A 13,975-nucleotide genomic window follows, 5' to 3' on the forward strand; every position below is an offset into this window, starting at 1 on the left:
CAATCAGGTAGATTGCCCGGACAACTACGGAGACAAACCATGAATTTTCTGAAGACACTAGCCCGCGCCGCCTGTTGGGTGGGCCTGTCCTGCTTCACGCTTGCGGCCTTCGCCGCCGACTACCCGGCGCCCCAGCAAGGCAGCTGGATCGTGAAGAATTTTCGCTTTCATACCGGCGAGGTGCTGCCCGAACTGCGCCTGAACTACACCACCGTGGGCGCACCGGCGGGAGAGCCGGTGCTGATCCTGCATGGCACCGCCGGCTCCGGTGCCAGCATGCTGACACCGGCCTTTGCCGGCGAGTTGTTCGGGGCCAGGCAGCCGCTGGACGCCAGCCGTTACTACATCATCCTGCCCGACGCGATTGGCGCGGGGAAATCGACCAAACCTTCGGATGGCCTGCGTGCCGCCTTTCCAAAGTACAACTACGACGACATGGTGGATGCCCAGTACCGGCTGGTGAAAGAGCACCTGGGCGTCAAACACCTGCGCGTGATCATCGGTAACTCCATGGGCGGCATGCAGACCTGGATCTGGGGTGCGAAGTACCCGGACTTCATGGATGCGCTGGTGCCCATGGCGTCGCAACCGACCGAGATGTCCAGCCGCAACTGGATGATGCGCCGCCTGATCACCGACTCCATCCGCAACGACCCCGCGTGGAGCCAGGGCAACTACACCCAGCAGCCGCGCAGCGCGCAGTTCGCCTCGGTCTTTTTTGGGGTGGGAACCAGTGGCGGAAACCTGGCCTTCCACAAGGCGGCGCCCACCCGCGAGAAGGCCGACCAGTTGCTCGACCAGCGCCTGAAAGCGCCGTTTCCCGGCGATGCCAATGACGTCCTGTTCCAGTGGGATTCCTCGCGCGACTACAACGCATCGGCGGGCCTGGAACGCATCCAGGCCGCCCTGCTGGCCGTGAATGCCGCCGATGACGAGCGTAACCCGCCCGAAACCGGCATCATGGACCGCGAAATCAAACGCGTGAAAAACGGCCGCTACGTCCTGATTCCTGCCAGCGAACAAACGGCCGGCCACGGCACGACCGGGCAAGCCAAATTCTGGAAGCAGCCACTGGTCGAGTTGCTGCAGAACACACCCCGCGCCGGCAAGCAATAACAGGCTTGAGGCTGAGTAATCTGCCTCAACGCAACGCGGCTCCGCACAACAGGTCGGCAAAACGCTGGATCACCGGGGTGTGGTTGTCGCGCCGCCAGACCAGGTCTATGGGCATACGCACGTTGAGGTCGGGCACACGCAGCAGCCGCACGCCGGGTGGCAAACGTTGCCGGGCGCTGGCCGGCATCACGCTGCAACCCAGCCCCGCTGCCACCATGCCCAGAACCGTGTAATGTGTGGTGCCTTCCTGCACGATACGCGGCGAAAAGCCTTGCTGATGGAAGTGATGGATCATCACGTCGTGCAGGCGTGGCGACTGATCGCGCCGGAACAAAATAAAGTCCTCGCCATTCAGCTCGGCCAGCCGCCGCGGCGGGTGTTTCACCAGGTGGGAGGTTTCGTGGACCGCCAGCAAATAATCGTCCGCCAGCCACGGCACACTCTGCAAGGGACTGTCCGCGTCCAGCAGCCCGGTGTAGGCCAGCCCCAGGTCCAGGTGGCCATCGAGCACCCGTTCGGTGACGGCGCCGGACAACATCGCCTCGATCATGAAGGTCACACGCGGGCTGGCATGGCGGTAGGTCTGCAAGGCACGCAAGACGTCGGGGTGCCAGGCGTAAATTTCGGAAAACCCCAGGCTCAGGTGGCCCACGTCGCCGCGCGCCGCCAGTTGCGCCCGCACCGAAGCGGCACTGGCTTCGTCCAGCAGCCGACGGGCACTGGGGTAATACGCACGCCCGGCCGCCGTGAGTGTCATGCCACGTGTATTACGCGCCATCAGCGGCACCCCCACATCTTCTTCGAGCAGGCGGATCTGCCGCGACAAGGCCGGTTGCGCAATGTGCAGGACCTCGGCCGCGCGGCCCAGGCTGCCCAGGTCGGCCACGGTGAGGAAGTAGTGCAGTCGGCGTCCGTCCAGATACATACAAAAATTATATGACTTCGCACTCAAAATTGTATTTGTGCGAATGCTGCCGGCTGACTACATTGGCAAGCAGCCTTTATTTATTTGCCACATGACCACCCCTGAATCACCCGCCACACCCCACGTCGAACGCCTGAATTCGCCAGCCTTTGACCAGCTTGGCCTGCCCTTCTCCGAGATCGTGCGCATGGGCGACACGCTTTACCTGTCGGGGCAAATGGGCACCCTGCCCGGCACCTTGACCCTGGCGCCGGGCGGCCTGCAGGCCGAAGCACAGCAGACCCTGGAAAACATCCGGTCCACACTGGAAGCCCACGGGTATTCCTTGGACCACATCGTCAAATGCACGGTGATGCTGGCCGACATGAACGACTGGCCGGCATTCAACGACATTTACAAACGTTTCTTCAGCGCGCCCTACCCGGCACGCAGCGCCTTCGGCGCCAGCGGACTGGCCATGGGCGGGCAGCTGGAGATCGAGGTCATCGCCAGCGTCAGGCGCTGAAAAACTCTTCACACACAAAATCATCATGTCGATTACTTTTGACGATTACCGCGCCTTCGACGCCATGGGCCTGGCCGAGGCCGTGCGGCGCGGCAAGCTCTCGCGCCGCGAGGTGCTGGAGGCCACGCTGGACCGTGTCGCCGCCGTGAACCCGCAGGTCAACGCCGTGACCTATCTGCACGAAGCCGCGGCGGACGAGGCCAGCAGCGATACACAAGCGCCTTTTGCTGGCGTGCCCTACTTCATCAAGGACTTGCACGCGCCGGTGGCGGGCATGCCGCTCAGCCATGGCAGCCGCTTGTTCGCGGGTGATGTGCACAACTTCGACAGCGAAACCGTGACGCACCTGCGGCGTGCCGGCTTTGTCATCCTGGGCCGCACCGCATCGTCCGAGTTCGGCATGAATGCCTCGATAGAACCGTCGCGGGGCCTGCCCACGCGCAACCCCTGGAACCTGGCCCACACCGCCGGCGGCTCCAGCGGTGGCGCCGGGGCGGCCGTGGCCAGCGGCATGTTGCCGGCCAGCCATGCCACCGACAGCGGCGGCTCCATCCGCATCCCGGCCGCCTGCAACGGCCTGGTCGGCCTGAAACCCACACGCGGCCTGATCCCGACCGGACCGCACCGGGGCGAGGCCTCGCACGGGCTGAGCCACGAACACGCGGTGACACGGTCGGTGCGCGATTGCGCGGCCATCCTGGACGTCACGGCCGGCCCCGACATCGGTGCGCCCTACTTCACCGCCAAACCGGCCGAGTCTTACCTGCAGGCCATCACCCGCCCGCCGGGACGGCTACGTATCGCCTTCACCACCACAACTTTCGACGGACGGGCGGTGGATGCCGAATGCCGCGCCGCCGTGGAAAACACCGTGCGTCTGCTGCAAGACCTGGGGCACGAGGTCGAGGAGCGTCAACCCGAGTTCGATGGCGCGGCATTGGGCGCCGCCTGTGGCACTTTGCTGCTCACCGGCCTGGCCGCACATGTGGCCGCCCGCGAGACCCAGTTGGGACGCAGCGCCCGGCCCGACGAGATGGACGCCGTGGTCCATGCCGCGATCGCCCTGGGCCGCCAGGTCACCGGCATGCACTACGCCTCGCGTTTTGCCGTGATCAACCGCGAGGTCAGGCGTATCGGCCACTTCTTCGAAAGCGCCGACATTTTCATCACACCGACGCTGGCCAAACCGCCGGTGGCCCTGGGCTTGTTGTCGATGCAAACGCTGAGCATGGCCCAGTTCCAGGAGGCCATGGCCGCGTTCTGTCCCTTCACGGGTGCTTTTAATGCCACGGGCCAACCGGCCATGAGTTTGCCCTTGCACTGGAGTGCTACCGGCCTGCCGGTCGGCGTGCAACTGGTCGGCCGCTTTGGCGAGGATGCGCGGCTGCTGCAACTGGCCGCCCAGCTCGAACAAGCGACGCCGTGGTTCCAGCGCACGGCAGCGATGTAAACCGCTTGCCTCTTTTTCCTTTCACGTTCTCTTCATTTTTATTCAAAGGTTCGTCATGCACCACCGCCGCTTCCTGTCCCTCGCCCTGCTCCCCATGGCGCTCGCCCTTGCCGGCCTGGCGCAAGCCCAGGTCCCCAAAGACCGCGGCGCGGTCAAGCTGGTGGTGGGTTTTCCGGCCGGCGGCTCGGCCGATGTGCTGGCGCGTATCCTGGCCGAAAAACTCAAGGACGAGCTGGGCGTGCCGGTGGTGGTGGACAACCGCGCCGGCGCCGGCGGCCAGATTGCCGCCGACTACGTGCGTGGCCTGCCCGGCGATGGCCTGACGGTGTTGCTGGGCACCACCCACATGATGGTCATGGCACCGCTCACCACCAAGACCGTGCGTTACCAGGCGACGCGTGACTTCAAGGCCGTCGCGCGTATTGCCAGTTTTTACGAATCCATCGCCGTGCCTTTCAACTCGCCGGCCAACAGCGTGGCGCAGTGGCTGGAGCTGGCCCGCAAGGACCCGAAACACGCCAGCTACGGCGTGCCCGCACCCGGCAGCCTGCCGCAGTTTATTGGTTACCAGTTGGGCGTTGTGTCCAAGACCCCGCTCTTGTCCGTGCCCTACCGCGGCTCGGCCCCGGTGACACAAGACTTGGTGGGTGGACAACTGGCCGCTGGCGTGTTGCCGATTGCCGACATGGTGCAGTACCACGGTACACGCGTGAAAATCCTGGCCGTCAACGGTACCCGCCGCGCCGACCAGTTGCCCAACGTGCCGACCTTCAAGGAATTGGGCTTCCCGCAATTCGACCAACTCGAATGGACCGGCCTGTTTGTGCCCGCCTCGACTTCTGCGGCCACGGTGCAACAGTTGCAGGCCGCCACCGCCAAGGCGATTGGTTTCAAGGACGTGCGCGAAGCCCTGCAGAAGATGGGCACCGAGCCCGACTTTGGCCCGGGTGACGCGCTTGAAAAACGCATCGTCGACGACATCGCAATGTGGGGTCCGGTGGTCAAAGCCTCGGGCTTCTCCGCGGAATAAAGCTCAGTCGGTGAGGAACCGGCAAGCCCGGCGCCTTACCTCAGCCCACGGCTTGCATGCGTACCCGCCGCGCCGACTCCTCGGCGCGCGCATCGTCAATCTCGCGCATCACGCTGTGCATGTCGACTGCCGCGGTCTTGCGTTCAAAGTGGCCAGTGAGTACGCTCCCAGTGTGCAACTCGCCGCGCTGGTACAGGTCCCAGATCTCCAGGCCGTAATGGGTGGCCAACAACTCGGGTGCAAAGCCGCCGAAGAAGTTGCGCAGGTTGTCGACATCACGCAGCAACATGCGGCTGGCGTGGTTGTTGCCGGCCGCATCCACCGCCTGGGGCAGATCAATGATCACCGGCCCGTCGGCCGCCAGCAGGATGTTGAATTCCGACAAATCCCCGTGCACCACACCGGCACACAACATACGCACCACCTGCATCAACAGCGTGGCGTGATGGCCCAGCGCTTCTTCGCGCGTCAGCATCACATCGTTAAGCCGCGGGGCGGCATCGCCCTGTTCATCGGTCACCAACTCCATCAGCAACACACCTTCATGGAAGTTATGTGGCGTTGGCACCCGCACGCCGGCGGCGGCCAAGCGATACAAGGCATCCACCTCGGCGCTTTGCCAGGCCGCTTCCTGTGCCTGCCGGCCGAACTTCGTGCCCTTGGCCATGGCGCGCGCCTGGCGCGTGTTTTTGACCTTGCGGTTTTCGGTGTAGTCCACCGCCTGGCGGAAGCTGCGTTGCGTGGCTTCCTTGTAGATCTTGGCGCATCGGGTGTCGTCGCCGCAACGCACGACGTAAACCATGGCCTCTTTGCCGCTCATCAGTTGGCGAACCACGGTGTCGATCAGGCCTTCTTCGATCAGGGCTTGTAGTCTGGGGGGTGCTTTCATGGGTCCATTGTGCGCTGTGGCATCGCCAGCTCCGCGTTCATGGGTCCGCAAACGGCCAGTGTCACCTCGCGACCGGGTCCATGATGGTGATTTCCATATCTCACAACCCGCATGACGTCGACGTTTCCCCGTTCCCTGACGGCGCTTACCTGGGCCAACCTCGCGGCGCAATCGGCTGAACAGCTGAGCCTGGCGGCCGTGCCCATCGTCGCCGTGCTGTTGTTGGGTGCAGGGCCTGGCGAGATCGGGCTGCTGGCCACCGCCCAGACCCTGCCCTTCCTGCTGTTGTCGATTCCGCTGGGGCTGTTGGCCAACCGCACATCGCGGCGGCGCCTGATGGTGTGGGCCGAGGCGCTGCGTACACTGGCCCTGCTCGGCCTGCTGGCCGCCGTTGTCTCCGACCGGCTCTCGATCGAATGGCTGGCCGCACTGGGCTTCATGGGCGCCGTCGGCACAGTGGGTTTCAGCGTCGCGGCGCCGGCCCTGGTGCCTTGCTGGCGTCGCGTGTTGTCGCAAGCCTGCCTTTTGGCCGGGCGATGCAGGTAGGGCCAGCGGTCTCGGTGCTGGCCGCGATGGCCATGGCCGCAACGCTTGCCCTTCCATCCGGTGTGTTGGCGGGTGCTGCTTTTTTTCTTTTCGGTGCCGGCCCCATCATCTGGACCATCACGTCCACCACACTGCGGCAAACCGTCACACCAGGTGCCATGCTGGGACGTGTGTCGGCGATTTTTTTGGCCGCCAATACGGGGGCCAGGCCAATGGGCGCAGCGCTGGGCGGTTTTGTGGGCGCGACCTGGGGCGAGCCAGCCTGCCTGGTGCTGGCCTTTGCCGGCTTCGTCGTGCAGGCCTGGGTGATTTTCAACTCCGGGGTCCGGGTGCTCCGGCACCTGCCTGCTTGACCCCTGCGCTTCCCCGTATCAAGTTTCCCGCATCAGCCGGAACAGGCGAAGCACCCTTGCACTCACGTCCCGGGCACGTCATAAGTTTCCCCAAATTGTCCGCCGTCTGCGCTGTACCGGGAGGGCAAGCCCCCTCACCAGCAAGCTCTGGCCCAGGAAGATCACAAGAGCCCAACATACGGCACACCTACCGCTCATCCGAAAGATAGGGGTTAACCCTAAAAATTTACATCCCACGAACCGATAAGCAACCATAGGTCATTTCCGCTACGTAGTTGGCCGCTCCAGCACGCTTGCGCTTGGCAGGGTCTGCGCCTTCCCGCTTTTTATCGTTCAAAGGAGTGCTGATGCACGAACCAACAAGTCCGTCGTCGTCGACGGCAACCCCTTCCCGTGCTCTGGAGTTCCTGGCCTTCAAGCTGGGCCAGGAAGAGTACGGCATCGATATCCAGAAGGTGCAGGAGTTGCGTGGTTACGACGCAGTCACGCGTATCGCCAATGCGCCGGAGCACATCAAAGGGGTGGTGAACCTGCGCGGGATCATTGTTCCCATCATCGACATGCGTATCAAGTTCAAGCTGGGTACGCCAACCTACGACCCCTTCACGGTGGTGATCATCCTGAACATCGCCAGCCGGGTCATGGGCATGGTGGTGGACAGCGTCTCGGACGTGATCACCTTGACGCCGGAGCAAGTCAAGCCGGCGCCCGAGATGGGCACGGTGCTGGACACCGACTACCTGATTGGTCTGGGCACGCTGGACGAACGCATGCTGATCCTGGTCGACCTCAACCGACTCATGACCAGCGATGACATGGGCCTGGTCGAAAAACTCGCGGCCTGAGATAACCCCTGGCTGCACCAAAGACACCGGCATACCGCATATGGCGGGCTTGATAAGCCCTTCGCCGCTGACAAAAATTGATACATAGGAATTTGACATGAACTGGTTAGCAAACTTGAAGGTCAGCACCAAGCTGATCGGTGGCTTTTTGGTCGTGGCCGCCATTGGCGGCATCGTTGGAATCCAAGGCATTCTGAAAGCCGGCGAGATCAATAACCTCGCGACCCAAATGTACGAACGTGAAACGACCGGTTTGCGGCACGTGGCCGAAGCCAATATGCACCTGCTGGCCGTTGGCCGTTCGGTGCGTTCCGCCATACTGGCGTCGACGTCCGAAGAGCGCAACCGAGAGATCGAGGCGGTCCAGCAACGCCTTCTGGGTATGCACAAGGAACTGGAAATTTCCTCTGCCAAGTTCGCGACCCCGCAAGGCAAAGCACTGATGGAAGAAACCCGTTCTGCCGCCCAAGCCTACGCTGCCGCCATGAATAAGGTGGTGCAAACGCTGCAGACGGAGCCACTCGGCGAAGCGCGCGATTCGGTCGCACAGCTTTTCGGCGAAGCGGGCACTGTAGGAAACAAAGCCGACGATTTGATGACCAAGCTGGTAGACGGCAAGATGGCTACTGCGTCCAAGTTGAATGATGAAACAGACCGGATTTATGCGAACATCCGGCTGCTATTGATCAGCCTCACGGTGGGCGGCGTGCTCGCGGGCATCGCCATCGGCGTCGTGATCTCCCGCGCCATCACCCGGCCCTTGGGCCAAGCGCTGGTACTGGCGCAAACTGTTGCCGCCGGCGACCTGAGCTCCAACATCGAAGTTACCAGCAAAGACGAAACCGGCCAGCTGATGCAAGCCCTCCAAGCGATGAACACCAGCCTGGCCAAAGTGGTCGGTGAAGTCCGTCAAGGCACAGACACCATCGCCACCGCCTCCAGCCAGATCGCTGCCGGCAACCAGGACCTGTCGTCCAGGACGGAAGAACAAGCCAGCTCCCTGGAAGAAACCGCTGCTTCCATGGAAGAGCTGACTTCCACCGTCAAACAGAATGCCGACAACGCCAGACAGGCGAATCAACTGGCGGTGTCTGCTTCCAGCGTGGCCGTCAGGGGCGGCAGTGTGGTGGCTGAAGTGGTGGGCACCATGGGCGCCATCAATGCGTCGTCCCGCAAGATTGTCGACATCATTGGTGTCATTGACGGTATTGCCTTCCAGACCAACATCCTGGCCTTGAACGCTGCGGTAGAAGCCGCCCGGGCCGGCGAGCAGGGTCGAGGCTTTGCTGTGGTCGCCGCCGAAGTGCGCAACCTGGCCCAGCGCAGTGCTGCTGCCGCCAAAGAAATCAAGACCCTGATCGGTGATTCGGTGGACAAAGTCGAAGAAGGCAGCAAACAGGTGGCTGAAGCCGGCAAAACCATGGACGAGATCGTCGACAGCGTCAAACGTGTGACCGACATCATGGCCGAGATCACCGCCGCCAGCCAGGAGCAGACCTCAGGCATTGAACAGATCAACCAGGCGATCACGCAGATGGACCAGGTGACGCAGCAGAACGCGGCCCTGGTTGAAGAAGCTGCAGCAGCAGCCTCCCTGCAGGAGCAGGCCAGCGGGCTGTCTCAGGTGGTCAGTGTCTTCAAGCTGGATGGCGCGCAGGGGCAATCAATCCATGTGGCCCAGGCCAGGCGCAGTACGCCGGCCAAACCCCGAGGCGCCCCGATGCAGCCGCCGCCGGCCAAGCAGGCGATTGCTGCACCGGCCGCTGGGGACTGGGAAACGTTTTAAGGACAGGCAGGCAGCGCAGGGCCGGCACGCAGCGACAGGGCCCGGCTGGCGGCTTTCTACCTTTCTAGTAAGTCCCGGGGTACGCCCCGCCGTCGGCCAGCACGTTCTGGCCCGTGATGTAAGCCGCATGGGTGCTGCACAAAAACGCGCAGATGGCACCAAATTCTTCGGGCGTTCCAAAACGCTGGGCTGGAATGTTTTTGCGGCGCGCATCCGCCAGCGACTGCACCGATTGCCCGGTCTTTTCCGAGGCGCCCTGCAACATGTTCTTGATGCGGTCGGTGTCGAACACGCCGGGCAGCAGGTTGTTGAGGGTCACGCCTTGACTGGCCAGCTTGGTGCGCGCCACGCCAGCGACAAAACCCGTCAGGCCACTGCGCGCGCCATTGGACAGGCCGAGGACGTCGATCGGTGCCTTCACCGAGCTGGAGGTGATGTTGACGATGCGCCCAAAACCACGCGCGGCCATGCCGTCCACGGTGGCCTTGATCAGCTCGATGGGGGTCAGCATGTTGGCATCCACCGCCTTGATCCAGGCGCCGCGGTCCCAGTCGCGGAAGTCGCCCGGTGGCGGGCCGCCGGCATTGGTCACCACGATGTCGAAATCCTTGCGCACCGCAAAAACCGCCGAACGGCCTTCGGTGGTGGTGATGTCTGCAGCAACAAATAGCACGCTAGCCCCCGTGGGACGAGCGCTATCAGCTATCAATTTTGCAGCGGCTGCCTGCAACACCTCGGCGCCTCGCGCGACGATCAGCACATTCACGCCTTCGCGCACCAGGGCCTGGGCGCAACCCAGACCCAGACCTTTGCTTGCGCCGCAGACCAAAGCCCATTTACCGGTGATACCTAAATCCATAATAATTCCCGCTTCATTCGTGAAAGTTGATGGGCCATGATACTGAGTAAATTCAAGCCTCTTCATGGGCTGGTTTCCTGCGCCTTGCGACGAGAATGCAGAGGCGTATCGGCTAGCACCTAGGCGACAGCGACCGGGTATTCATGCGTGACGCCATGCCGTGCGCCTGCTGTAATGAAATTCTCATTGCTAAGGACGCTCTCCCATGAAACCCTGCTTGCCCATGACGTCTCGCTTCGCCGCACCGGCGGCGCTTGCTGCCCTCACCCTCCTGGCGCTGACGGCTTGCAGCACGGTGCCGCCGCCCGGTTCGCGCAATGTGCAGATCGAACGCACGCCTTACGGCATTGCCCACATCACGGCCCAGGATTACGAGGGTATTGCTTACGGCGTGGCCTACGCCCATGCCCAGGACAACGTCTGCCAGACGGCCGAACACCTGCTGACGGTGCGCGGTGAACGCGCGCAGTTTCTCGGCGCGCAAAACACCGGTGAACTCGGTTTGGGCCGCTTGCCGAACACTCAGATTGATCTCTTCATCCGCAACCACATGGACGACGCCGCGCTGGCGCGTGCTGGCGCCACCACCAGCGCCGATGTCCAGGCATCGTTGCGTGGCTATGTGGCCGGCTACAACCGTTACCTACAAGATGTGGGACCCAACGGACTCCCGGAAGCTTGTCGAGGCAAACCGTGGGTGCGGCCTATATCGCTGTCCGACCTGGCCCGCGCGACCGAGCAATCCATGATTCTGGGCGGCGTGGGGGCCCTGGCCGGTGCCGTGCTGGCGGCAGCACCCCCCGCAGCGGGTACCAAAACCGGCGCAGCGTCTGTCCCTCTGCAGCAGGCGGTCGCGGAAGTCGCCCGCTACAGCTTCAACGCCAACCCCGAGGGCGGGGAGTTCGGCTCCAACGGCTGGGCCTTTGGCCGCAATGCAACGCCTGATGGACGCGGCCTGTTGCTGGGCAACCCGCACTTCCCCTGGGTCGGCACCAACCGCTTTTGGGAAATGCACCTCACCATTCCGGGCAAGCTCGACATCATGGGGGCGACCGGTGGCCTGAGCCCGGTGGTATCGATAGGTTTCAACAAGGATGTGGCGTGGACACATACGGTCTCGACCGGCAAACGTTTCACCCTCTACGAACTCAAGCTGGATCCGAACGATCCGACCGTCTATCTGGTTGACGGCCAGCGCAAAAAGATGAGCGCAAACACGGTCACCCTGCCGGCGGCTTCTGCACCCGGTGCCGCACCGGCCAGCCGCACTTTTTACAGCACCGACTGGGGTCCGGTCGTTTCACTCCCGGCCGCCGGCCTGGGCTGGACCGCCACCACGGCCTACGCCATTCGCGACGCCAACACCCTCAATGTGCGCTCCGCCGAGAGCTGGATGAAGATGGCGCTGGCACGCAACGTGGGTGAATTGCGCGCGGCCATGGGCAACCAGGGCATTCCATGGATCAACACCCTCGCAGCCGATCGTGAGGGCAACGCCATGTACGCCGATCTGTCGGTGGTGCCCGACGTGTCGGCCGACATGCTCAAGACCTGCGCGCCCTCACCGCGCGCGGCAGCCCTGTTTGCGGCTGCGGGCCTGCCCATTCTGGACGGGTCACGCGCAGGCTGCGCCTGGAACCGCGACAACGGTGTTGCCGCGCCCGGCATCATCGCGCCGGCACGTATGCCGGTTGTCATCACACCAGACTGGGTGCAAAACAGCAACGACAGCTACTGGCTCAGCAACCCGGCGATTGCGCCCATGGCTGGTGTCTCGCCGCTGGTCGGCGCCATCGGCACTCCGCAGCGTTTGCGCACACGCAGTGCCATCCTGGAGATTCAGGCGCGCCTGGCCGGCAGCGACGGATTGAGCGGCAATCGCATGGGCTCGGCCGAGGTACGCAGCGTGATTTTTCGCGACAAAAACCTGGCCGGCATGCTGGTGGTGGACGACCTGATCGCCGCGTGCAAGACAAACGCGCCAGCACTCTCGCAGGATGTCGCACAAGCCTGCCTGGTTCTCGCCGGCTGGGACCGCACCAGCAACAGCGCCTCCAAGGGTGCACCGCTGTTCCGCGAGTTCTGGCGCAAGGCCAAGGATGTCCCCAAGGTCTGGCGTGTGCCTTTTGATGCGGCGCGCCCGGTGCTGACACCGGCTGGCCTGGACATGGCAACACCGGCCACCCGTGACGCGGTGTTCAAGGCGCTGGGTGACGCGGCCGCCGTCGTGCGCAGCGCGGGCTTGGCGATCGACGTCCCGCTGGCGCAGGTCCAGACACGTGTGGTACGCGGGCAGACGGTCACGATCCACGGCGGCGACGAGTTCGAGGGTGTGCTCAACAAGGTCGAAAGCCAGGGCCAGCCCACGCTCAACAACCAGGGCTACGGGATCAACTATGGCAGCAGCTACATCCAGGCCGTGAGCTTCGATGAACGCGGCCCGGTGGCCCATGGCCTGCTCACCTACGGCCAGAGCAGCGACCCGACCTCGCCCCGCTACTACGACCAGTTGCCGATGTTCTCGGCCAAACAGTGGCTGGCACTGCCCTTCCATGCAGCCGACGTGAAGGCCCAGCGTGTAGGGCCGCCGGTGACACTGGCCTATTGACTCCCGCGACGCCTCCCTGGCCCCAACCAGCCAGGGCCGCGGATCTGGCTCCGCCAGTCCGCAGGCGCAGTGCCCCCTAGGGGGGCAGCGAGCTACAAGCAGCGAGCGAGCGTGGGGGCCCTATCTACCGCGACTGAACACAAAAATCCCGGCAATCACCAGCGCCGTGCCAGCCGCCACCCAGGCGGTGAAGGGTTCACCCAGAATCAGCACCCCCATCAGGATGGTGGACATCGGGCCTACCATGCCGGCTTGCGCGGCCATGCTGGCACCTACACGTTCGACGGCCATCATCACCATCAGCACCGGCGCAACCGTGCACAAGGTGGCGTTCAGCAGCGACAACCAGATCACCTCGGGCGCCACCTCGGCGGCGCTCAGCGGCCTGAGCACCAGAAACTGCAGGATGCAGCACAGGCAAGCCACGGTGCTGGCCAGGCCCACCAGCCGCAAAGCCCCCAGGCGTTTGACCATCTCGCCGCTGTAGACCAGGTAGAGCGCATAACTGATGGCGCTGAGAAACACCAGCAAGGTGCCCCAGGCCGCGTTCGGGCCCATCAAGGTAATCTCGTGGCCAAACACCAGCAGCACGCCGCTGTAGCTGATCGCCATGCCCAGGAGTTGCGCCGTGCTGACACGCCGGTGGTAAAGCACCAGCCCCAGCAGCAACACCAGCGTGGGGTTGAGGTAAAGAATCAGCCGCTCCAGGGAAGCGGTGATGTAGGCCAGCCCCGCAAAGTCGAGAAAACTCGCCAGGTAATAACCGGTGAAACCCAGCCACAACACCCCCAGCCAGTCGCGCCGCGTGAGCGCGGCCTTGCCGCGGCTGGCCCACCAGGCCATGAGCGCAAAAATCGGCAGTGCAAACAACATGCGGTACATGATGAGCGTGACCGCATCCACGCCGTAGCGGTAAGCGAGCTTGACGATGATCGCCTTGCCGCTGAAGAAGATCGCGCCGAAGGTTGCCAGCAGCAAGCCCGTTGCTATGTTTTTGGTAGCTTCTTGCGCCCGTGGGATATGGGCTGGAGGGCTATTTTTCTTTGAATGATGGATCAAAACT

General features: G+C 63.5%; 13 protein-coding genes. 9 read left to right on the forward strand and 4 right to left on the reverse strand.

What is annotated here, in order from left to right:
• Positions 1–39 precede the first annotated feature (39 nt).
• Positions 40–1,116 (forward strand): alpha/beta fold hydrolase, encoded by a 1,077-nt coding sequence (locus tag R6254_RS06890; protein ID WP_318405476.1) that lies wholly within the window; start codon positions 40–42, stop codon positions 1,114–1,116.
• Between the two features lie 25 nt (positions 1,117–1,141).
• Here R6254_RS06890 and R6254_RS06895 read toward each other — a convergent pair whose 3' ends face one another.
• The gene (locus R6254_RS06895; RefSeq protein WP_318405477.1) at positions 1,142–2,041 is read right to left on the reverse strand and encodes a LysR family transcriptional regulator; all 900 of its coding nucleotides are present in this window, start codon (positions 2,039–2,041) and stop codon (positions 1,142–1,144) included.
• Between the two features lie 91 nt (positions 2,042–2,132).
• On the opposite strand from R6254_RS06895, the gene R6254_RS06900 reads away from it, so the two are divergent.
• Genes R6254_RS06900 through R6254_RS06910 form a run of 3 tightly spaced genes read left to right on the forward strand, consistent with a single transcriptional unit; the run spans position 2,133 to position 5,026 of the window.
• Complete coding sequence (locus R6254_RS06900; RefSeq protein ID WP_318405478.1) at positions 2,133–2,546, forward strand: RidA family protein; 414 nt, start codon at positions 2,133–2,135, stop codon at positions 2,544–2,546.
• A gap of 25 nt (positions 2,547–2,571) precedes the next feature.
• Positions 2,572–3,996, forward strand: coding sequence for an amidase (locus R6254_RS06905; RefSeq protein WP_318405480.1), 1,425 nt, complete (start codon positions 2,572–2,574; stop codon positions 3,994–3,996).
• 55 nt (positions 3,997–4,051) lie between these two features.
• Positions 4,052–5,026 carry a tripartite tricarboxylate transporter substrate-binding protein gene (locus R6254_RS06910; RefSeq protein WP_318405481.1) on the forward strand — a complete coding sequence of 325 codons (975 nt, stop codon included), beginning with the start codon at positions 4,052–4,054 and terminating at the stop codon, positions 5,024–5,026.
• A gap of 40 nt (positions 5,027–5,066) precedes the next feature.
• Here the strand turns inward: R6254_RS06910 and R6254_RS06915 are convergent, their stop codons facing one another.
• Positions 5,067–5,915 (reverse strand): PA4780 family RIO1-like protein kinase, encoded by an 849-nt coding sequence (locus R6254_RS06915; protein WP_318405482.1) that lies wholly within the window; start codon positions 5,913–5,915, stop codon positions 5,067–5,069.
• Between the two features lie 111 nt (positions 5,916–6,026).
• Here R6254_RS06915 and R6254_RS21945 point away from each other — a divergent pair, with 111 nt between their 5' ends.
• From R6254_RS21945 to R6254_RS06930, 4 genes are all read left to right on the forward strand, one after another.
• Entirely contained in the window at positions 6,027–6,461 is a 435-nt protein-coding gene (locus R6254_RS21945; RefSeq protein ID WP_412103123.1) for an MFS transporter, read from the forward strand.
• 32 nt (positions 6,462–6,493) lie between these two features.
• Positions 6,494–6,814: an MFS transporter gene (locus R6254_RS21950; RefSeq protein ID WP_412103124.1), complete on the forward strand. Its 321-nt coding sequence runs from the start codon at positions 6,494–6,496 to the stop codon at positions 6,812–6,814.
• Between the two features lie 347 nt (positions 6,815–7,161).
• Entirely contained in the window at positions 7,162–7,659 is a 498-nt protein-coding gene (locus tag R6254_RS06925; protein ID WP_318405484.1) for a chemotaxis protein CheW, read from the forward strand.
• A gap of 97 nt (positions 7,660–7,756) precedes the next feature.
• Positions 7,757–9,445, forward strand: coding sequence for a methyl-accepting chemotaxis protein (locus R6254_RS06930; RefSeq protein ID WP_318405485.1), 1,689 nt, complete (start codon positions 7,757–7,759; stop codon positions 9,443–9,445).
• Positions 9,446–9,509: 64 nt separating this feature from the next.
• Here the strand turns inward: R6254_RS06930 and R6254_RS06935 are convergent, their stop codons facing one another.
• Positions 9,510–10,304, reverse strand: coding sequence for an SDR family oxidoreductase (locus R6254_RS06935; protein ID WP_318405486.1), 795 nt, complete (start codon positions 10,302–10,304; stop codon positions 9,510–9,512).
• Between the two features lie 223 nt (positions 10,305–10,527).
• Here R6254_RS06935 and R6254_RS06940 point away from each other — a divergent pair, with 223 nt between their 5' ends.
• A complete protein-coding gene (locus tag R6254_RS06940) occupies positions 10,528–12,912 on the forward strand; it encodes a penicillin acylase family protein (RefSeq protein WP_318405487.1) in 2,385 nt (794 codons plus the stop codon).
• A gap of 120 nt (positions 12,913–13,032) precedes the next feature.
• Here the strand turns inward: R6254_RS06940 and R6254_RS06945 are convergent, their stop codons facing one another.
• On the reverse strand, positions 13,033–13,932 hold the full coding sequence (locus tag R6254_RS06945; RefSeq protein ID WP_318406072.1) for a DMT family transporter: 900 nt from the start codon (positions 13,930–13,932) through the stop codon (positions 13,033–13,035).
• Positions 13,933–13,975 lie beyond the last annotated feature (43 nt).

Origin of the sequence: Polaromonas potterensis, from assembly GCF_033446725.1 — a bacterium.
Lineage (GTDB): Bacteria > Pseudomonadota > Gammaproteobacteria > Burkholderiales > Burkholderiaceae_C > Polaromonas.

What these genes read in the sequence shown, in the direction of transcription:
- R6254_RS06890 (WP_318405476.1), top strand. Translation starts at nt 40, where the DNA reads ATGAATTTTCTGAAGACACTAGCCCGCGCCGCCTGTTGGGTGGGCCTG.
- R6254_RS06895 (WP_318405477.1), bottom strand. Translation starts at nt 2,041, where the DNA reads ATGTATCTGGACGGACGCCGACTGCACTACTTCCTCACCGTGGCCGAC.
- R6254_RS06900 (WP_318405478.1), top strand. Translation starts at nt 2,133, where the DNA reads ATGACCACCCCTGAATCACCCGCCACACCCCACGTCGAACGCCTGAAT.
- R6254_RS06905 (WP_318405480.1), top strand. Translation starts at nt 2,572, where the DNA reads ATGTCGATTACTTTTGACGATTACCGCGCCTTCGACGCCATGGGCCTG.
- R6254_RS06910 (WP_318405481.1), top strand. Translation starts at nt 4,052, where the DNA reads ATGCACCACCGCCGCTTCCTGTCCCTCGCCCTGCTCCCCATGGCGCTC.
- R6254_RS06915 (WP_318405482.1), bottom strand. Translation starts at nt 5,915, where the DNA reads ATGAAAGCACCCCCCAGACTACAAGCCCTGATCGAAGAAGGCCTGATC.
- R6254_RS21945 (WP_412103123.1), top strand. Translation starts at nt 6,027, where the DNA reads ATGACGTCGACGTTTCCCCGTTCCCTGACGGCGCTTACCTGGGCCAAC.
- R6254_RS21950 (WP_412103124.1), top strand. Translation starts at nt 6,494, where the DNA reads ATGGCCGCAACGCTTGCCCTTCCATCCGGTGTGTTGGCGGGTGCTGCT.
- R6254_RS06925 (WP_318405484.1), top strand. Translation starts at nt 7,162, where the DNA reads ATGCACGAACCAACAAGTCCGTCGTCGTCGACGGCAACCCCTTCCCGT.
- R6254_RS06930 (WP_318405485.1), top strand. Translation starts at nt 7,757, where the DNA reads ATGAACTGGTTAGCAAACTTGAAGGTCAGCACCAAGCTGATCGGTGGC.
- R6254_RS06935 (WP_318405486.1), bottom strand. Translation starts at nt 10,304, where the DNA reads ATGGATTTAGGTATCACCGGTAAATGGGCTTTGGTCTGCGGCGCAAGC.
- R6254_RS06940 (WP_318405487.1), top strand. Translation starts at nt 10,528, where the DNA reads ATGACGTCTCGCTTCGCCGCACCGGCGGCGCTTGCTGCCCTCACCCTC.